This window comes from Flavobacterium tistrianum (assembly GCF_003254545.1).
In the GTDB taxonomy this organism is placed as follows: Bacteria; Bacteroidota; Bacteroidia; order Flavobacteriales; family Flavobacteriaceae; genus Flavobacterium; species Flavobacterium tistrianum.
Genome location: NZ_QJRH01000062.1, coordinates 65,242 through 85,665 on the forward strand (window position 1 = coordinate 65,242; position 20,424 = coordinate 85,665).

The window sequence follows — 20,424 nt, forward strand, 5'->3', positions numbered from 1 at the left end:
ATTAACATTTAGAATCGCTATTTGCTTCTTGGATGCGCACCTTTATATACTTTTTTAAGCTCCGCAAGACTATTATGAGTATAAACTTGTGTAGATGCCAAACTAGAATGCCCTAACAATTCTTTAACTGAATTCAAATCTGCCCCATTATTTAAAAGATGTGTTGCAAAAGTATGACGAAGCACATGCGGACTTTTTTTTACCTTTTCTGAGACCCTACTAAAGTATGAATTTATTAAACGATAAACAAAAGATTCGCTCAATTTTAACCCTTTTTTCGAAACAAAAAAATAGTCCGAATCAAACAAACTCTCCAAACCATCCCTTTCTTTTATATACGATTCAATTTGATCAGCAATAATTGGCAAAATAGGAATAATACGTTCTTTATTCCTTTTTCCTAAAACCTTAATCACACCACCTGAACAATCCACATTTTTAATCATTAAATGAATTAATTCTGCCCGACGCATTCCTGTAACATAAAACATTTCCACAATAAGCCTATCTCGGACTTCTTCAAAACCAACTGGAGCCTCCATCACATCCAGCAAATCCTTTAATTCTTTTTCCGAAAAAGGAACCTGAACCACTTTTGGAGTTTTCAAAGATTTATGCTTCAGCATCGGATTAACCTCAATCTGCTTTGATTTTAAAAGAAACTTGTAATAAGCTTTCAAAGAAGCCATCTTTCTATTAATCGAAACATTTGAAATATCCTGATCAACTAGAAAAACAATCCAGCTTCTCACCTGGCTATAATTCACCAAATCAACACTTTCTTGCTCAAAATACTCCTTCACAAAAAACTCAAAAGCAGTTATATCATTTAGATAAGCGCCAACAGTATGCGAAGAATATTTTTTTTCCAACAAAAGATAATCCAAAAAAGCTTCTTTATTCGTTTTCATAAAATCTAAAAATTAGGCATAAAAAAAACCGTTAGCATCAAAATTAAAACATTTTGACCACTAACGGTAATTATTTTCTAAAAGCTGATATTAACTTTCTAAACTATCTTTCAAGCCTTGAATGTAAGCCGCTTTTTGGATTTGAGCTCTTTTGATAACAGAAGGCTTAATAAAAGCAGTACGTGCTCTTAATTGACGAACAGTTCCTGTTTTATCAAATTTTCTTTTATAGCGCTTTAATGCTCTATCGATATTTTCTCCGTCTTTAATTGGTATAATTAACATAATATAGACACCTCCTCTCGTTAAGGCTGCAAATGTATATATTAATTATGAATTATGAGTTATAAATTATGAATTATTTTTCTTCTAGCTCAAAAACAGAAACAAAACCTATTATAAGCTACCATAATTAGGGCTTTCTAATCTGTTATTTTAATAAATTTCTAGAAATAACAAGCTTTTGAATTTCAGTTGTTCCTTCTCCTATAGTACATAATTTAGAATCTCTATAGAACTTTTCTACTGGAAAATCTTTCGTATAACCATAACCGCCATGAATTTGAACTGCATCATTTGCAATTTTCACACATGCCTCAGAGGCATACATTTTTGCCATTGCGCCTGATGTTGTTACAGGTTTATGCTGCTGTTTTAAATAGGCTGCTTTATGCAAAAGCAATTCTGAAGCTTCAATTTCTGTTGCCATATCTGCCAACTTAAAAGAGATTCCTTGAAAATTACTAATAGGCTGACCAAATTGGTGTCTCTCTTTTGAATATTTCAATGCTGCTTCATACGCACCTTTTGCAATACCCAAAGATAGAGCTCCAATAGAGATTCTTCCTCCATCAAGAATTTTCATAGCCTGAACAAAACCCTCACCTACTTCTCCTAATCTATTTGCATCAGGAACACGACAGCTATCAAAAACCAATTCGGCTGTTTCGCTTGCTCTCATTCCTAATTTATTCTCTTTTTTGCCAGATGAAAAACCTTTCATACCTTTTTCAAACACAAATGCCGTCATTCCTTTAGAATCTCCTTTTTCACCCGTACGAACAATCACAACAGCAACATCTCCAGATATACCATGCGTAATAAAGTTTTTTGCACCATTTACAACCCAATGGTCACCATCTTTCACCGCAGTTGTATTCATTCCGCCAGCATCAGAACCTGTATTATGTTCTGTTAATCCCCAAGCACCTATAAATTCAGCTGTCGCCAATTTAGGAAGCCATTTTTTCTTTTGTTCCTCGTTTCCGAAAGTTAAGATATGATTAGTACATAAAGAATTATGTGCCGCAACTGACAGCCCAATTGAAGGGTCTACTTTTGAAATTTCTTCAATTACTGTAATATACTCATGATAACCTAAACCTGAACCTCCATATTCTTCTGGAACTAAAACTCCCATGAAGCCCATTTCGCCAAGTTGCTTAAATAATTGAATTGGGAAAATTTGAGATTCGTCCCATTCCATTATATAAGGTCTAATATTTTTTTCTGCAAAGTCTTTTATTGACTGCGCAATCATTAATTGTGTTTCGTTGTAATCAAAGTTCATGAGTTAGTTTCTTTTAGAACTCCAAATATAAACTAATTATTTTTGCTTTTTCAACAGGAAAATCTTTAATTTTTGCTAAATCCTCAATATTATTAAAATTTCCGTTCATACTTCTATACGTTACAATTTGTTTTGCAAGTCCATATTTAAAGTAAGAAAACTGAGCCAGCTCCTTTAATGACGCTTCATTTACATTTATTTTCTTTAAAGTTGAAGGAATTACAGCTTTAAAATGACTATCCAGTTCATTTATAACTTCTGGCGAAAGTCCCCAAATATCTTTCATTTGCTCCATTGATACAAAAGAGCCCAGAGTTTCTTTCTGATTTAGTATTCTAGTTGAAAGCCCTTCTCCTATTCCGTAGATTTTCATTAAATCTTCTTTGGTTGCCTGATTAATATCCAATATTTCGAGCTTTTCTTTTTTGGGGAAAGTTTTTATACTGAAATCTTTTTTCTCAGTGCTATAATTATTTTTATTCTGTTTCCAATCTGGAAATTTAAATAAAGGAGAAATTACATTTAATAAAGAATCGGAAACTCCAGTAACTTTTTGAAATTCTTCTGCTGAGTTTACATATTTGTTTTCTTTTCGAAATGCCATTAGACGATCAATCTCTTTAACCGACATTCCAAGTTTGTATCCTTTATAATCAGAAATAAAATTAGGGTTGAAAGGATAATTAATTGGTTTTGCGTTTTTATCTATCAATTTCTCTTGATCAATTTCTGACTGAAGTGCAAGCCACTCTTCTTTTTCCTGGCTTTTGGTTTCTGCAACATTAAAATCAGATAAAAAATAAAATAACTGCAGTCCTATCATTATGCTAAAAAGCATGAAAATACCTATTCGTTGCTGTCTTGTGAAATAGAAATACTTATTTAAAGATTTAAAATTCATGATTGAAAATACTCTTGAAAAAACAAATTAAGAAAAATCTTTCAAATTTATTAAGAAAATTAGCAGCAAAAACAGTTTTTAAAAAATTATCGAATCTTCCATAAAAGCCTAATTAATTTAATGAATATCAATACTTGAAGAATGTTTCTTACGAGTACTGTAAAAAAATCAAAGATTTTATAACTTAAAAGATGATAATTGTTTTTATTTTTTGCAAAAAACAATACATTTGGCACTTAATAACAAATAAACCAATAAAATAATATGTCAATTTGGAGAGTTAAACCTATATCAGCCTTTGAGGCCGATATGAAAAAGAGTGATTTAAAGAGAGTCCTAGGAAAATGGAGTCTTACTGCCATTGGTGTTGGTGCCATTATCGGTGGGGGAATTTTTGTACTTACAGGTACTGGGGCTTATTATCATGCAGGTCCAGCATTAGCAATTTCGTTTATCATCGCAGGTATTGCTTGTGTTTTTGCGGCTCTTTGCTATTCTGAATTTGCTTCTATTTTACCTGTTGAGGGATCTGCTTACGCCTATGCTTACGGTACGATTGGAGAAGTTTTTGCCTGGATTATTGGATGGGGACTAATTCTCGAATATGCTATGGGATCAATGACTGTTGCAGTTTCCTGGTCGGGATACTTTAATAAATTGCTAAAATTATTTCATATAAAACTTCCAGATTGGCTTACAACAGATCCTGCAAGTTATACTGGAGAAGGTTTCTCTATGAATCTTCCTGCTTTCTTGATCGTTATTTTAGTTATTTCATTGCTTATTAAAGGAACAAAAAGTGCCGCAAAAGCAAATAATGCTATTGTAATCCTTAAAGTTTCTGCCGTAATCTTTGTAATTGTTGCTGGGCTTTTCTTCATCAATACTGCAAACTGGAGTCCATTTATTCCTGAAGCAACTCAGATTATTGAAAAAGAAACTACTCACAATGCTTACGGAATTGGAGGTATTATTTCCGGAGCTGCAGCAATTTTCTTTGCTTATGTTGGTTTTGATGCCGTTTCTACACAAGCTGGGGAAGCTATCAATCCAAAAAAAGATGTCCCATTCGCGATCATTGCTTCTTTATTAATCTGTACCACTTTATACATTCTTGTTTCTTTAGTGTTAACAGGAATGATGAATTACCAAGATTTTAACCCGCTAGGAAAATATCCTGAAGCTATCAAAGCTCCTGTTGCTTATGCATTTGATATTGCCGGACAAGGATGGGCAGGTTTCATTATTACCGTAGCTGCTACAATTGGTTTAATTTCTGTATTAATGGTTATGATTATGGGACAATCTAGAATTTTCCTTGGAATGTCTAAAGATGGATTAATTCCATCTGTTTTCTCTAAAGTAAACCCAATTTCTGGAACTCCAAAAACAAACTTAATGATTCTTGGAGTTATTATTGCAACTGTTGCTGCTTTTACTCCAATCAACAAACTGGCAGACATGACAAGTTTTGGCACTTTGTTTGCCTTTACAATGGTTTGTATTGCTGTTTGGATTTTAAGAGTGAAACAACCTGGATTAACCCGAACATTTAAAGTCCCTGCTTTACCAGTTATTGCAGTATTAGGAATTGCAATCAATTCTTATTTAATTTTCAATTTAAGTAAAGATGCACAGTTATTATCTTTTGGCTGGCTTATTCTTGGTATCATTGTATACTTTGGATATAGTAAGAAAAGATCTAGACTTAATAATACAGCTGCGGATGTTGAATAATTTTCAATTCCAGTCAATAAAAAAAGCTCCAAATTTAAATTTGGAGCTTTTTTTATAAATCAAATACTGATGTTCTTTTTGATCGAATTAAATCTTTTAGCCTAATCCAGAAAGCAAGAGTTAAATAAACTCCAAATCCTAAACCGGCGGTAACAAAAGAGATGTAGATAAAAAACAGTCTCACACTTGTTACGCGCATTCCGAGTTTATCCGCTAGTCTTGAAGAAACATGAAAACCATATTTTTCAAAAAAGAATTTAAGTTTTAAAATTGCTGACATCTTTAATATTTTAGATTTAAGATTTTAGACTTTAGATTGCAAAAATACAATTATCTCATCGCTATATTTTCTAATTGCCTAATTATTTTTAAGCAACTCTAATCCGATAGCACATTTTAAGCATGCTTTACGTTCACAATATTCATTTTTAAGTTCGAGCAATGCTTGACTTTCAAATGCTGAATGGGACTTTATTCCAAATGAATTAAACTTATCAATGATGGCATTTTTCTCTGAAGCAACTTCATTTAAAAAATCAATCAAATCTTCAGCAATTGATTCGCCTCTTACATTAGAATAAGCAAATTGAAGAGGAATGATAGTATTGACAATCACTAAATTTATGAATGACTTAGAAAGCATTTTAGATTTCTTCGGACTTTCTTTGTCAAATTGGTAATGATTTTGCCAATACAAACTTGCAGAAACATTCAATAAACGATATACTTCGTTAACAGATTTTAAATCAATTATTTTTGAAAACAGATTTTGATGTTTGCTATATAGAGATGCTAATTGAGAAAACCTGATGGTAGGAAAATTATCTGGACGGAGTTTAAAAAATTGAAGAGGATCTACATAAATCCTTTCTATCTGATATTTATGCAATAAATAGAAATATCGAAACTTTAAATCTTTATAATAAACATCTTCTTTCTCTGCTTCCAATAATCCTGAAGTTCCAAAAAGCAATGCTTCAAGGTTTTCAACTTCAAAACTTTCTTTTCTTATTACTGAAAATGGAATTGCTTTTGATATCTGTAAAAAGGAATTTCCATTTGTATTTAAGCCGAAATTCTTCGCTAGGAGGCAAAATAAGACCGCTTCCCAATCTTGATTGGTTTCTTCCAATAATTGATAAATAAATCCGGATTTTCGTTCTAAACGCTCAAAAAATAGCCTTTCTTGCCAGTTCTTAAATACAAATTTGTCAATTTCTTTTAATTGTCTTTCGCACGCAATCCATGTTTTAGGAGAAACTAATGCATTATAGTTTTCGATTATTTCTTTTGAGACATAATCTTTAAGTACCAAAACAGGAATTTCAGTATTGTTTTCTCTAAAAATAGCCGTATCGTTTTCCCAAACGACATGTAGTATAACGTTTTTGTAGGCTGGGTCATTCTCATGATTGTGCAAATACCAATCTGAAGATTTTAAATGGATCTCTACATTTCCAGCCCATTTTTGGTTTTCGATTTCTATATGAGCATTAAAAAAATCAGGACCTGAAAGCTCTAAATAATCACCTGCTTTAAGAATCGTAATTAATTCGCCTTGAGCAGATTTTAAATTCAAGGAATCGAATTTCTTGAATTTCCATAGATAATGCAGAAAATCTTCTTTCATTTTAGATTTTATAGTGTAATTACAAAATCTAAAAGTAATTAATTTTTAATATTATTCTTACAAATTAAAAATATTTAACTAAGCATGTATAATTTTGCACAAGCTCTTGCATCAGATAACGCCTCGTGGTGATTGAGCTGAATGTTCATTTCGCGGCAGCAGTCACTCAATTTTGTTGGTTTTACGCCTTTTGCTTTATAAATTTTAACTGTACACTCCCATTTTGTGGCAATATTCAAATCATCATAATTTAAACCATGAAGTAGCATAGTTTTCATTAAAACATTACGGTCAAAACTTTCATTATGGGCTACCACAACTCTATTCTTAAGCCTCTTTTCAATCTCAGGATATATCTGGAAGAACGATTTTGCATTGACTGTATCTTTCGGATAAATTCCGTGAACACGAATCGTAAACGGATTGTACTCGTTATTTGGCGGTTTAATTAAAGAAACATATTCGTCAACGATAATTCCATTTTCAACCGTAACAATTCCCACCGAACACGGATGATATCCTGTTGCAGTTTCAAAATCAATAGCAGTAAAATTCATTATTCTATTTTTAAAAGACAAATCCATAAACCTTATCGAAAAACAATTAGGCTTATGGATTGTTATTATTTGTAAAGGCTTATTTTATTGAGCCAATAATATCATATTTTGTAATAATATGGTGGTGTCCATTTCCTAAATCAACCAAAACAGCGTCATTTTCTTTGCTGAATAGTTTTGAAACTTCTTCAATTGGCGTTCCTAATTTTACAATTGGGAAAGGTTTGCCCATTACTTCCTTAATTGGTTTTTCGGCCACATTTTTATCAGCTACATAACTTCTAAACAAATCTGTTTCGTCAACAGAACCAACAAAACCATTAATATCAACAACTGGAATTTGTGAAATTTTATATTTACGCATACGTTCAATAGCGTGCGAAACCAACTCTTCGGTACGCACTACGATCAATTCTTTATCAATATGATCTTTGATAACATCTTCAGCTTTTGTTACATTTTCTTCTAAGAATCCACGCTCACGCATCCAGTCATCATTGAACATTTTACCTACATATCGGCTTCCTGAATCGTGAAATAATACCACAACAACATCATCTGGCTTAAAGTGCTCTTTCAACTGCAATAAGCCTTTTATACAAGCTCCTGCCGAATTTCCAACAAAAATCCCTTCTTCAAGAGCAATCTTTCTCGTATAAACAGCAGCATCTTTATCTGTTACTTTTGTAAAACCATCAATTAGAGAGAAATCAACATTTTTAGGAAGAATGTCTTCTCCAATACCTTCAGTTATATAAGAGTAAATTTCGTTTTCGTCAAAGATTCCTGTTTCGTGGTATTTTTTGAAAACAGAACCATAAGTATCAATCCCCCAAATTTTGATATTTGGATTTTGTTCTTTTAGGTATTTTCCAACTCCAGAGATAGTTCCTCCTGTTCCTACTCCTACAACAAAATGCGTGATTTTTCCGTCTGTCTGTTTCCAGATCTCAGGTCCAGTTTGTTCGTAGTGCGCCAATGAATTTGACATGTTATCGTACTGATTTACATACCAAGAATTTGGTGTTTCTTCTGCTAAACGCTTTGAAACTGAATAATAAGAACGTGGGTCTGTAGGCTCAACATCTGTGGGGCAAACAACAACTTTTGCACCAACAGCACGAAGAATATCCATTTTTTCTTTAGATTGTTTGTCTGAGATCACACAAATCAATTTGTATCCTTTTACGATTGCAACAAGTGCAAGTCCCATACCTGTGTTTCCTGAAGTTCCTTCAATAATAGTTCCTCCAGGTTTTAGTCGGCCATCTGCCTCAGCATCTTCAATCATTTTTACAGCCATTCTGTCTTTTACAGAATTACCAGGATTAAAGGTTTCGACTTTTGCCAATACTAACGCATCAATTTCAGCAACAATTTTGTTGAGTTTTACTAATGGTGTGTTACCAATTGTTTCTAAAATGTTATTTGAAAAGTCCATTTTTATTTAAGTTTTATTAGTGGTTCTAAATAAAAAATAAGCCAGTTTTTATTTGAAGAAATTCCAAACCAGACCAAAACGCAGCACAAAATCACGATACGGATTATGAGGCGCTGCATAATAGTTGCTTTGTGAAAATAAAGCATTAAAATGTTCTGCTTTTAAATAAAAACGAGTCTGGCGTATTCTAGCATTTACAAAGAAATCGAATGTCGCAAAGCCACCGATTTTTTTATCCTGCTGCACAAAAAATTCTGCAATAACAGGGTTATAATCATCTCCATAATATTTCGTCATATAATTAAACACGAGCCCTGTTTGCATAAACAATGCTTTTTTGAAGAAATGATTTGAATAATAGAATGTATTTCTAGTTACAAAATCAGGCACATTTAAAATTAAATCTGACTGATCTACTTTCTGATATAAAAGTGTATTATCTAGCGCAAAAGGCCCAAATTTAAACTCTCGGCTTGCTTTTATTTCTAAATAATTAATCGCATTTCCGTACTGCATAGGCTTAACAATCTGCTCGCTTGCCGCTTTTTCTGCGTCTGTAGCCATATCAGTAAAGTACAAATGATCTTTTAAAACTGTATACTGAACTTGCCCTGTCAACCAAGGAGTTGTAATCTCTGCACTTAACGAATTAATTTTTTCGTTTTTAAAATCATTTGACCAATTGTATGAAATCCAACTACTTTGGTACAAATTATAATTGTTGTTTGGCAGTTTGTTAATGTTACGATATCTGAAATCAAATTTAATTTTTTCATTCATATCGTATCGCAACTTAGCATCTAAATCTGACAGGGATTCGTTGGTTATTGATCTTGAATATAAAAATCGACCATTCCATTTGTTTTTCTGATATTCATATTGAGCACCAAAATTATTAAACTGCAAGAACAAATTATCTGGAACCGCACTTCCATCAGCATTAATAATAATTCTGTTGTATTTATAATTGGATCTATAATCGTCTACAAAAAATAAAAATTTACCTAAAAGCGAATTTTCGTAAGCAGCTCCTACTTTATTATAAAGCCTTTCGTATTTTGTCTGATCATTAATCGTGTTTGCTACATAGGAATCTCCAAATCGCTGTATACGTGTAGTTGTTCCGTCATTAGCAGTTATGGTCGAGATTACAGTTGGCTGTTTATATTCATAATCTTTATATTCGTAATTAAACTGATGTGTTATATACAAATTATTACTTCCATCAGTTGGGTTTACTCTAAAAGCATGATCAAAAAATAATCTTCTTCCTTTTAAAAAGGATTCAGCATCAGTCAAATAAACTTGTAATCTTTGTCGGTTTTTATAATCTTTATTATCACTTTCAAAATCAGTGTCGTTTGTAATACCACCATTTTCTTCATTCATTATATCCTGATTCGTAAAATGTGCGTTTATTGCATATCTTTTGTTGGTTGTCGCATAACTCGTTGTAATTCTTAAATTTCCAGCACTAACCAATTGATTATTATAATCTCCCTCAGATCTTAGACCTTTATATGCAATCGAGAAATTAAGATTTTTAGAAACGTTTAATGTGATAAAAGAATCTACATTCTGTCCTTTTTTTATCGTTGTATTAAAAAACAATTCTGTAAAAGGTGTTGCAACAGAATAATATCTAATTTGATCTGCTTGCATGTAAAGAGAATGCTTCCCGCTAAAACCAATTTCTGGATAAGGAGAAAAACTAGTCAAACTATACTGAAGGGTATTTAATGGTTGACCAATATTTGATAACTCCTGAAGTCCGAAAAGATCTTTTCTAAGGTGATTCTGTCTGTAAGCGCTTTTAATAGTCAGCGAAGTATCTGCATAAATAGTATCGTGTTCTAATGTCAAAATTTTATACTGATCTATCGTCGCTATTTTTTGTTTTTTCTTTTTTACGGTATCCGTTATGCTTGAATATTCCGTATTCATATCTAAATTATTTTTAGAAGCAGTTTTCTTTTCTTGCGAAAACAATAATGTGGGAACAACTAATAGATATAGAAAAATGAATATTCTCATTTGATGGCTTTATATAAATTTATTTTGACAAAATTTGCGAAGCAAAGGTAAGATAAAAACGTATAAACGAAAAAACATAATATGTAATATGAAACGAGAATCGTTTCGGTCTTTTGAAAACGAAAACCCCGTACACAAAAGTATACGGGGCTCCCAAAAAAAAATCAAAATATTTATTATTCTTATTCCCAAACTGGGTATAAATCAATTTTAATCATCAACTTAATTGATATAGAACATTCTAAAGATTAGAATTTATCCCAGAACAATTTAGTATTTAATAAATCTCCACCAATATCAGAAGAAGCTTTGGTATAATTTGCTGTATTGATATTTGCTTCTGCAGCTGGATAAGTATATCTCACTGGTACAGTAAAAATAAGCTTGTTTATAGCTGCTTGAGGCGCTTTTAAAACTGGGAAATCTAATCTTCTGTAAGAAGTCCATGCTTCATATCCTCTGTTATAAAGAGCAAACCATGCTTGAGTACCAATTTTCTCTTTGTACGTTGCTCCACTTAACGGATTATTATAATCTACTTTTGGGCTTGCAATATAAGCATCAATAGCAGCAGTATTAGTTACTCCCCAGTCTGCCATAGAAGCTCTAATACCAGCATCATAGTATACTTTTGCTTGAGCAGAACCACCTGGAATTAAATTTTTCTCAGCAGCTTCTGCTAATAAGAAATTCAACTCAGCGAAATCAAAGATAGTTCCAGGAAAAGCTGGATTGTTTAATGTCGAAGATATTTGTGAATAAGAAGTATAAACGTTTCCTGCACCATACGTTCCACCTACAAACGTTCTTCCTACAGGAATAACAGGAGCTGGAGCAGTCAAATTAGTAAAATATTTAGGCATCCTTGGGTCACCTCCAGGAACAATAGCATCCATAGCAGAAACAAAAGGCTCAGCAGGAATAAAATCAAATCTCTGGCTTGTTACTAAATCAGCATACAATGGATTTTGATTTCCTGATGTAGTTAAATAAGTCAATTTTGTATTATCATTATTATTCGCCAAAGCACCAGAAGCAAGAGCAGCTTGAACTTGTGACGCTGCATAAGTCGGATCAATATCAGACATGTTAACAGCCATTCTAATGATTAATGAATTAGCAAATTTTGCCCATTTTGCAGTACTTGCAGCATTACCTTGATAAATAATATCTGCCGCACCAAAATTAGCTACTGTACTATTCGCTTTTAAAACAGCAACATCTGCATTTAATCTTTTAATAAGATCCTGATAGATCGTTTTTGCATCATCATAAGCTGGCAAAGGATATTTTTGAATGTCAATTGCTTGCGAATAAGGAATATTTCCAAAAGTATCTACTAATACACTGTAAGCGTAAGCCTCTAAAATATCTATAAGAGCTAATTTATTTTGCTTAACGGCTTCGTCTGCAGGAGTTGTAGTAACTGTTGCTGAAATCATAACTCTTGAATCATGAAAATCGGCTAGAACATCTCTGTACAAAACCAAAAAGTGCGTATCAGGAATTTTTCTGTTTGTAATGTTATACTGGCTTTCATCAGGATAAGTAGTTTCTGTCCATTGTTGCGCAAATAATCTAAAAACATTATTATTCACACTAGTACTAACCATTTGATCGACTAATTTTTTCTCAGCATTGGTAAACAAATATTCTGCTTTGGTAATTGTTGGTTTTTTAGGATCAACATTCATATCTGTAATGTCTTGGCTGCACGAAACCATCATACCAACCACAGACATTAATAAAAGTACTTTTTTCATGATTTAAAATTTTAATGTTAGGTTACAACCAATATTTCTTGTTGTCGGAAGTGAACCTCCTGAATAACCTCCAGATAAGTTACCTGAACTTAGACCACTTTCTGGATCTGCATCTGGAAGATTTTTACTGATGATCCATAAGTTAGAACCTACTAAAGAAAGACGTAAATCATTCAAACCTGCTTTAGCTATAAATTGTTTAGGGAAACTATAAGTAATGCTTACCTCTCTTAATTTTACATAACTTGCATCGTAAACAAATGCTTTTTGCGGGTTATTATTGTAGCCATAAATACTTCCTGCCACTTCAGGACTTGGAGTTCTTGTAGTATTAGGAGTTCCATCTTCATTTACTCCAGGTAAAATAACACCACCACCATTAGCAAGTGTATTTCTTACAGGGTTTCCAAGCTCATTGTTTCCTGCTGTAGAAGTATACAAACCTGAACTTTGTCCATAATATTGGTCAAGAGAGAAAATATCTCCTCCTTTTTGAACATCGATTAAGAAACCTAGAGATACTTGTTTGTAAGTAAATTTGTTACGGAAGCCACCAATCCAATCTGGAGTAATATTACCAATAACATTATTAGTATTTGCAGTTTGTAAATACACTCCATTTTTAGTTACTTTTTGCCCGTCTTTGTAGATATAATCTTTCCCAAGAATATCTCCATAAGCATGTCCTGCCATACCAACAATACTAACCCCTCCTTGGAATGAACCAATTGTTAAAACAGGAACACCATCTGATAAAGCTACTACAGTATTCTCATTTTTAGACCAGTTTACATTAATATCCCACTGAAAATCTTTTGCTTTAACAGGAGTAGCATTGAATATTACCTCAACACCTTTATTTTCTACTGACCCTGCGTTTACATATTTAGAAGAGTAGCCTGTTGCAGTAGAATAATCTACGGCGAAAATTTGATCTGCACTTAAACTTTTGTAAACACTTACATCAAATCCTAATCTTCTGTCAAAAAATTGCATTTCTAAACCAAGCTCTTTAGATGTAGTTTTTACAGGATGTAAATTTGGATTATTACCAGTGTTTGGTCTTGAATAAAGTTGGTTTGAACCAAATGGATTGAATTTAGTAAATACATCTTGTAATGCATAAAGATCAATGCTTCCTTGTGGGTTCTCAGCATAACTAGCTCTTAATTTACCGAAATTTAACCATGGCACATTAATATGTTTTGTAAAAACATAACTACCTGATAATGAATATGTATTAACATCATTATTATCATATGGCAACATAGAGAATGCGTCATTACGCACTGTTCCTTCTACATAAAGGAAATCTCTAAATCCTACTGAAGCAGATCCATAAACACTGTTTACCGCTGAATTATCTTCAACCTCAACTGGGAATGGAGAAGCATTTACTGAATTTGATAATGCATAGATTCCTGGAATAACAAGTCCTCCATCTGTAGAAGCCAATGTAGAGGTACGTCTAGTTCTTAAAGCATTATACCCAACCAAACCTGTCAATGTAAAATCTTCGGTTAGTTTTTTATTAAAATTTAATGTAACCTGATAGTTTTGCTCAGAAAACATACCTGTATATTTTTGGTATCCTGAACCAACAGCTAAACGGTTAATTCCAAATGTTCCAGCTAAAGAACCTACCGCTTTTCTCTCTTCACGTAATTCTGAATAAGAATCTGTACTTATTTTCCCTGTAGCGTTTAACCAATCTGTAATTTTATAATCTAACTGACCATAACCGATGAAACGGTTTCTTTCGTCATTTTGATAATTTTTATATCTTGTAAAATATGGGTTATCCCAATATTTAGGATTTGTATTTCCGTTAGCAGGATCTGCCATATTCCAAGAAATATTTTGTCCTCCTGAATTGTTGAAAACTTCTTTTTGAGATTGAATATCTACGTTAGTTCCCCACCATTGACGGAATAAACCTGCAACGTTATCACCACCATAACCAGTAGTATTTCTACCCATTGTTGTTTGTGCTACATAATTCGCAAAAACACTTACAGATAATTTGTCTGTCATTTTGTGGTTGAATTTAATACTTGCGTTATTTTTCTTCAATTCACTATTTGGCAAAATACCATTTTCTTTGTAATTGTTGTAATTGATAACAAAGTTGCTTTTATCTGACCCTCCTTCAAAAGAGATTGAGTTATTGAAGGTTTGAGCTGTTTGAAAAAATGTAATTGGACCATTTTTAGCAGCCACCCATGGAGATTTTTGTCCGTATTTTGAAGAATATGGAGAGTAAGACTCCCAAGTATAAACAGAAAGATTCGGATCAAATGCTACACCGTAAGAAGCATCATCTGTAGTACTTACCACTTGGTTGCCACTTTTATCTATAACAAAGAATGCACCTGTTGGCCCAACTGGAGTACCTTTTGGCTTACCATTGGCATCATAAGTTGGTCCATAACCTTGTCCGTATTTGTTTTGGTAAACAGGAAAAGTTTTTTTATCAACAGAACCAACTCCAAACTCACTAGATATAGTTACTCCCATACCTTTTTGAGCTTTTCCTTTTTTAGTAGTAATCATAATTACACCGTTACCCGCCTGAAACCCGTATAAAGCAGATGCAGCAGCACCTTTCAATATATTTAATGTTTCGATATCATCAGGATTAATGTCCATACCAGCATTACCATAATCGTAAGTATTACGAGCTCCTTGTGTTTGTGAACCTTGGCTTGAATTTACATTGCTATTGTTAACTGGCATACCGTCAATAACAATAAGCATTTGGTTATTTCCAGTAAGGTTTTTAACACCTCTTGATACTACGTTTGTAGATCCTCCAAAGTTTGTATTTTTTCTAACATATACTCCTGCAGATTTACCAGAAAGATCGTTAATGAAGTTTGCGCTTGCGGTACCCCCAACTAAATCTTCTCCTTTTACTTCTTGAGTTGTATATCCAAGAGCTTTTTTCTCTCTCTTAATACCTAGTGCGGTAACAACAACACTTTCTAATTCTGTAGTATTACTAGTTAATTTTACATTTAATGCTGTAGAACTAGCTACAACCTCTTGCGTTTTCATTCCAATGTAAGTAAAAATCAAGACTTCGCTTGACGATGCTTTGATAGAGAATTTTCCATCAAAATCAGTTTGCGTTCCGCTTTTAGTTCCTTTAACTAATACACTCACACCTGGAAGAGGCATTCCTGCATTATCGGAAACTACACCCGAAACAGTTCTTTCTTGCGCAAAGGTTAGTTGCGTAATCAGCGCCACCAGAAGCACTAAGAATCCATTTAACTTTAGTTTCATTTTTAAAAATTTTGAATTAGTATCCGACAAACATCATAATATTTTCTTAAAACAACAATGCAACAAACTGATACTATATAACTTTATTTTAATATTATTTTAACACATGTTTATTTTGAAATGTTTAATTAACGCAAAACTAGCATTATACATAATTTTATACATAAAATACTGTAATTTTGTTAATCAAAATATTAACATTTATTTAACATCTAAAGCAAGAATTTCCTCAAGAAAAAGAGAGAAAAAAGCAAAATGAGACAAAGTATTATCTTACATATTTACCCTATAAATAAAACATTCTGCACTGAAAATGTTTCATTTGAAAAATTTTCAGTTTACATTTCTTTATCGATATGTAACAAATTGTAAATCAAGTCTTATAAAATCAAGTTTTCATCTTTCCCACTCAATTTTGCAAAATCTAAAATTAAATATTCCACAAAAAAAATCTTAAAAAACAACCTTTTTACCCTGCATTTACTAAAGATGATAAGATTTTAGTCAATCTGAAAAATCATGAAATTTGCGTCAATTTTGCCCCATAATAAGGCCATCTAAAAAAATGCAAATATCCCTATGTACTCGTTTGAATCTCTTAATGATTTTTAGAAAAAAAAGCAGCATATTTGCTTTTTTAAAACCTAAAAAAATGCTCGAAAAAAATTTCTCAGGATTTGTTTTAGAAACTGGAACTGACGAAGCAGGAAGAGGATGTCTAGCTGGCCCTGTTACTGCTGCAGCTATAATTTTACCTGAACATTTTGAGAATAAAATTCTGAATGATAGTAAGCAATTGTCTGAAAAAACTAGAGCGCTTTTAAGACCTATTATCGAAGAGCAGGCAGTTTGCTTTGCTGTTACGCATTTATTCCCAGATGAAATTGATGAAATAAACATTCTAAATGCATCAATGAAAGGAATGCAGGAATGTATCTTAAAACTTAAGCATGTTCCGGAATATATTATAGTTGATGGAAATCGTTCCTTAAATGCCAAACTTGGACTTAAAAACACTTTCGGAAAACAGTTTTCTCAAGATGAAATTGCGCTTTTAAAATCGATTCCGAATCAAAGTATTATAAAAGGTGACGGAAAGTATCTGAGCATTGCTGCTGCTTCTGTTTTAGCAAAAACGTATCGTGACGAATACATGGACAAAATTCACGAAGAATTTCCGATGTACAACTGGAAACAAAACAAAGGATACCCAACCAAAGAGCATCGAGAAGCTATTAAAGAATTTGGAACAACAAAATATCACAGAATGAGTTTTAGGCTTTTGCCTGAACAATTAGAACTCGATTTGTTTTAATAAAAAAAACGACCTAGATAATAGGTCGTTTTTTTTTTACTTTTACTTTTTGCTTTTTAAAAACTCCGCAAATGTTTTTGTGTCATAGTAAAATGGCCTCACAGCTGTAATTTTTCCATCCTTCAAATCGAAATGTTCTGAAATGGGAACAGACATTGTTTTACCCGATTTTTTAGATTTACAATTTATTGTAAAATAAATGATTACTTCATTTTTAGAAGCATCACTAAAATAAGTTGGTTCTTTTTCTATTTGAAGATCGAAAAACTCAGTTGATTTTGTAAACATTTTTGTCCATTCGCTAAAACCAACATAAGTTCCCCCATAAGGCAAACCAATAGCCTGATTGTAAACTGCTCCATCTGCCACAACAGTTGCCAAAGCATCAAAATCTCTCGTTTTAAAAAGACTTTCATAATATTTTGCTACTACTTTTAAATTATCAGTCTCAAGATTTTTCAAAACATCTGCTTCAGACAAAGTCGCACCTTTATCCCAGAAACTAATAATTTTACTTACTTGGCCTTTACCATTTAAACGTGCAAAATCACGTCCCGCCATTATAAGATTATTTTTAGAATCAAGAACTTTCCATTCCCAAGTTACATAATTGTCTTTTACAATTTTTGTTCCCGATGTTAATACTGCGTCTGGGTTTTTCTTGTAAAATTCGTTGATAACATTATTAAATGCCGCAATTCCTTTTATTGAAGCCGAAGGATCTTCAAAAGTACTATCTTCTAACCAAATTGATTTTATCATCTTCAATCTGGTATCGCTATTTTTTTCCTGCCACACTTTTTCATAAACTGCAACTGGATATAATTTATCTTTCTTTTGTGCCAAAAGACCATTCAACGCAAAAAGGAAACAGAGTAAGTAGATTTTTCTCATAAGCAATCTGGAATAAAAATGAATTTTAATAGTACAAAACCAAATTTACCATAAAAACAATTAGAAAACTACTATAACACTGCAATTTGCTATCAATTTAAAATCAAAGTGCTAAACTGAATAATTTTAGATTTTATGCAAATATTCCTTTTATTAAACAATCTTCTATTCAAAAACAGGAACTTTATCGATAAGTCGAAATATATTTTTAAGCTCACTTTCCCATTCTAAAACACTTTCAGCTGAAACTCTATCGGCTTTATCAAAGTAAAAATGTTTCTTAATTTCAAGTCCACAATATTTGAAAATCCCAATATCTGAAGTTAACTCTAATGATTTGCCCATTCCTATTGCTTCATATTCAGCATTTGATTTTCCGTGAGAATTTATAATAATAGTTTGTTTTCCTGTCAGCAAACCTTTTTGAATTCCCTGATCATATCTATAAGCAAATCCGTAACTAAAAACACGATCAATATAGCCTTTCATGATAGCTGGCATTCCTGTCCACCAAATCGGGTAAACAAAAACAATTCGGTCTGCCCAAGAAATAAAAGTTTGTTCTGTTTTTACGTCATCGGAAACTTGTCCCATTCTTTGCCCCTGCATATCTTGCAAAGAAAGAACTGGATTGAAATTGATTTCATTTAAATCACGAATAACAGCTTCCTGACCAGATTTTTCCAAAGATTCAGCAACTGTATTTTTAAGGAAATGATTTAAACTAGCTGGATTTGGATGTGCATAAATAATTAAATTTTTCATGTTTTCTATTTTTAAAGATTGAACATGACAAATGTAAAACGCAACTTTCGCTAGCAATTGTAAGAAAACGAAATTGGTACTACTCTAAGTTTGAACTGCAGATATCGCTTTGAAATTTAAGAAACTTTGTTGGGGAAATATTCATGTAATATTTAAAATCATGAATTAACTGACTTTGATCGTAATAACCGCATTCTTCAACAATATTTAGCCAATCAGTTTTCGCCTCACTCGAAGTACTTTTCTGAATTTGATTAACGGCTTTCAAAAATCTCTCATACCTATTAGATTCTTTAATCGTATAGCCAAAAACTTTCTTCTGATTAAGTTGAATATTTCTTTGTGTTTGGTTTATTTGTGATGCGACAACCTTTATCGGATTTAGATTATGATGCTGAAAATCCTTTAAAAGCTCTGAAATTATGGTTTGTTCTTGCAGATAAGGTTTACAGAATTCTAAAATAAAATCGACACGTTCTTTCGTATCAGCGATTTTTTTGAGTTCTTCCCATAGAAGAGTAAAACAATTTTCATCGATTAAATTATCAGGATGAGCAGGCAGAGAATCGAAAAGCACATTACCAAAGAATCTGTAAAAAGCATCTTCCTTAAAATTGGCAACTAAAATTTCAGAATTAGGTTCTAAAGTATAATCAAAAGCTTGTTTGATTGGGCCTAAAACAATACATTTTTCAATTTCTAAAACAGTGTCCTGTGACGATTTTAGAGATGATTTTGTTCCAAAATTAAAAACCATAATGGTTTGAAAACTTGGAAGTAGGGTTTTTGTAATTGGAAATGCTGTTTTATTTTCTGCAAAGTAGAAATGCGAAAAAACTGTTTCAAATGCCGAAGGAACTGCAATTCTATAATTGTTATTTTCTTCGGCATTTTTCATATCTTGAATATTGTATTTTTAAATAAAATCAGCTTCGAATAGTTCCGTTAAATGTTTAATGATTTTAGATTTTACTTCTTCTTCATCTACTTTTTCTACACCAAGTTCTACATTTAAAGAAGTAACACCTTTTCCGCGAATACCGCACGGAATAATATTATCAAAATAACCCAAATCGACATTTACATTTAAAGCAAATCCGTGCATAGTAACCCAGCGTGAAGCGCGAACACCCATTGCACAAATCTTACGGGCAAATGGAGTCCCAGCGCCAAGCCAAACACCAGTTTCTCCTTCACTTCTACCCGATTCTAAACCATATTCGGCTAAAGTCAGAATAATTGATTCTTCTAGCAAACGAAGATATTTATGAATATCAGTAAAGAAATTTTCTAAATCTAAAATAGGATAACCTACAATCTGTCCTGGCCCATGATACGTAATATCGCCTCCGCGGTTAATTTTATAAAAAGTCGCGCCTTTGGCTTCGAGCTGTTTTTCGTTTAATAATAAGTTCTCAAGATCACCGCTTTTTCCTAAAGTATAAACATGCGGATGCTCAACAAACAATAAATAATTTGGCGTTGGCAGATCTAGTTCTTCTCTTCTGTTTTTGATTTTTAAATCGACTATATCTTTAAAGATTTCTTCTTGATATTCCCAAGTCGATTTATAGTCTCTTTTCCCCAGATCCTGAAGTTGGATTTTTTTATTCATTTT

The 20,424-nt window shown here is 32.5% G+C and carries 17 protein-coding genes; 2 read left to right on the top strand and 15 right to left on the bottom strand.

Translation table 11 applies throughout. From position 1 onward, the window contains the following. Nucleotides 1-17: 17 nt before the first annotated feature. The 4 genes from DMB71_RS04835 to DMB71_RS04850 form a co-directional block, all read right to left on the bottom strand. Entirely contained in the window at nt 18-911 is an 894-nt protein-coding gene (locus DMB71_RS04835; RefSeq protein WP_111364133.1) for a tyrosine-type recombinase/integrase, read from the bottom strand. Between the two features lie 90 nt (nt 912-1,001). Further along, nucleotides 1,002-1,196 (bottom strand): 30S ribosomal protein S21, encoded by a 195-nt coding sequence (rpsU, locus tag DMB71_RS04840; RefSeq protein ID WP_026730435.1) that lies wholly within the window; start codon nt 1,194-1,196, stop codon nt 1,002-1,004. Nucleotides 1,197-1,341: 145 nt separating this feature from the next. Next, on the bottom strand, nt 1,342-2,481 hold the full coding sequence (locus tag DMB71_RS04845) for an acyl-CoA dehydrogenase family protein (RefSeq protein WP_111364135.1): 1,140 nt from the start codon (nt 2,479-2,481) through the stop codon (nt 1,342-1,344). Between the two features lie 13 nt (nt 2,482-2,494). Continuing rightward, on the bottom strand, nt 2,495-3,319 hold the full coding sequence (locus DMB71_RS04850) for a ComEA family DNA-binding protein (RefSeq protein WP_317048394.1): 825 nt from the start codon (nt 3,317-3,319) through the stop codon (nt 2,495-2,497). A gap of 327 nt (nt 3,320-3,646) precedes the next feature. On the opposite strand from DMB71_RS04850, the gene DMB71_RS04855 reads away from it, so the two are divergent. Continuing rightward, nucleotides 3,647-5,119 carry an APC family permease gene (locus DMB71_RS04855; protein WP_111364138.1) on the top strand — a complete coding sequence of 491 codons (1,473 nt, stop codon included), beginning with the start codon at nt 3,647-3,649 and terminating at the stop codon, nt 5,117-5,119. Between the two features lie 52 nt (nt 5,120-5,171). Here the strand turns inward: DMB71_RS04855 and DMB71_RS04860 are convergent, their stop codons facing one another. The 7 genes from DMB71_RS04860 to DMB71_RS04890 all read right to left on the bottom strand — a co-directional run bounded on the left by DMB71_RS04860 (nt 5,172) and on the right by DMB71_RS04890 (nt 15,832). Further along, complete coding sequence (locus DMB71_RS04860; RefSeq protein ID WP_008466940.1) at nt 5,172-5,399, bottom strand: PspC family transcriptional regulator; 228 nt, start codon at nt 5,397-5,399, stop codon at nt 5,172-5,174. 78 nt (nt 5,400-5,477) lie between these two features. Continuing rightward, nucleotides 5,478-6,749, bottom strand: a complete 1,272-nt coding sequence (locus DMB71_RS04865; protein ID WP_111364139.1) for a DUF2851 family protein — start codon at nt 6,747-6,749, stop codon at nt 5,478-5,480. Nucleotides 6,750-6,823: 74 nt separating this feature from the next. Further along, nucleotides 6,824-7,306 carry a 3'-5' exonuclease gene (locus DMB71_RS04870; RefSeq protein ID WP_111364268.1) on the bottom strand — a complete coding sequence of 161 codons (483 nt, stop codon included), beginning with the start codon at nt 7,304-7,306 and terminating at the stop codon, nt 6,824-6,826. A gap of 79 nt (nt 7,307-7,385) precedes the next feature. Continuing rightward, on the bottom strand, nt 7,386-8,747 hold the full coding sequence (locus DMB71_RS04875; protein ID WP_111364141.1) for a pyridoxal-phosphate dependent enzyme: 1,362 nt from the start codon (nt 8,745-8,747) through the stop codon (nt 7,386-7,388). Nucleotides 8,748-8,795: 48 nt separating this feature from the next. After that, nucleotides 8,796-10,781, bottom strand: coding sequence for a putative porin (locus DMB71_RS04880; RefSeq protein WP_111364143.1), 1,986 nt, complete (start codon nt 10,779-10,781; stop codon nt 8,796-8,798). A 248-nt stretch (nt 10,782-11,029) separates the two neighbouring features. Then, on the bottom strand, nt 11,030-12,544 hold the full coding sequence (locus DMB71_RS04885; RefSeq protein ID WP_239452926.1) for a SusD/RagB family nutrient-binding outer membrane lipoprotein: 1,515 nt from the start codon (nt 12,542-12,544) through the stop codon (nt 11,030-11,032). Nucleotides 12,545-12,547: 3 nt separating this feature from the next. Next, nucleotides 12,548-15,832 carry a SusC/RagA family TonB-linked outer membrane protein gene (locus tag DMB71_RS04890; protein ID WP_111364147.1) on the bottom strand — a complete coding sequence of 1,095 codons (3,285 nt, stop codon included), beginning with the start codon at nt 15,830-15,832 and terminating at the stop codon, nt 12,548-12,550. A 652-nt stretch (nt 15,833-16,484) separates the two neighbouring features. Here DMB71_RS04890 and DMB71_RS04895 point away from each other — a divergent pair. Then, entirely contained in the window at nt 16,485-17,147 is a 663-nt protein-coding gene (locus tag DMB71_RS04895; RefSeq protein ID WP_111364270.1) for a ribonuclease HII, read from the top strand. Nucleotides 17,148-17,189: 42 nt separating this feature from the next. Here DMB71_RS04895 and DMB71_RS04900 read toward each other — a convergent pair whose 3' ends face one another. From DMB71_RS04900 to lipB, 4 genes are all read right to left on the bottom strand, one after another. After that, entirely contained in the window at nt 17,190-18,041 is an 852-nt protein-coding gene (locus DMB71_RS04900) for a nuclear transport factor 2 family protein (RefSeq protein ID WP_111364149.1), read from the bottom strand. A 165-nt stretch (nt 18,042-18,206) separates the two neighbouring features. Further along, nucleotides 18,207-18,806: an NAD(P)H-dependent oxidoreductase gene (locus tag DMB71_RS04905; RefSeq protein WP_111364151.1), complete on the bottom strand. Its 600-nt coding sequence runs from the start codon at nt 18,804-18,806 to the stop codon at nt 18,207-18,209. Between the two features lie 79 nt (nt 18,807-18,885). Then, nucleotides 18,886-19,704 carry an AraC family transcriptional regulator gene (locus DMB71_RS04910; RefSeq protein WP_111364153.1) on the bottom strand — a complete coding sequence of 273 codons (819 nt, stop codon included), beginning with the start codon at nt 19,702-19,704 and terminating at the stop codon, nt 18,886-18,888. Nucleotides 19,705-19,722: 18 nt separating this feature from the next. Further along, nucleotides 19,723-20,421: a lipoyl(octanoyl) transferase LipB gene (gene lipB, locus DMB71_RS04915; RefSeq protein ID WP_111364155.1), complete on the bottom strand. Its 699-nt coding sequence runs from the start codon at nt 20,419-20,421 to the stop codon at nt 19,723-19,725. Nucleotides 20,422-20,424: the final 3 nt, after the last annotated feature.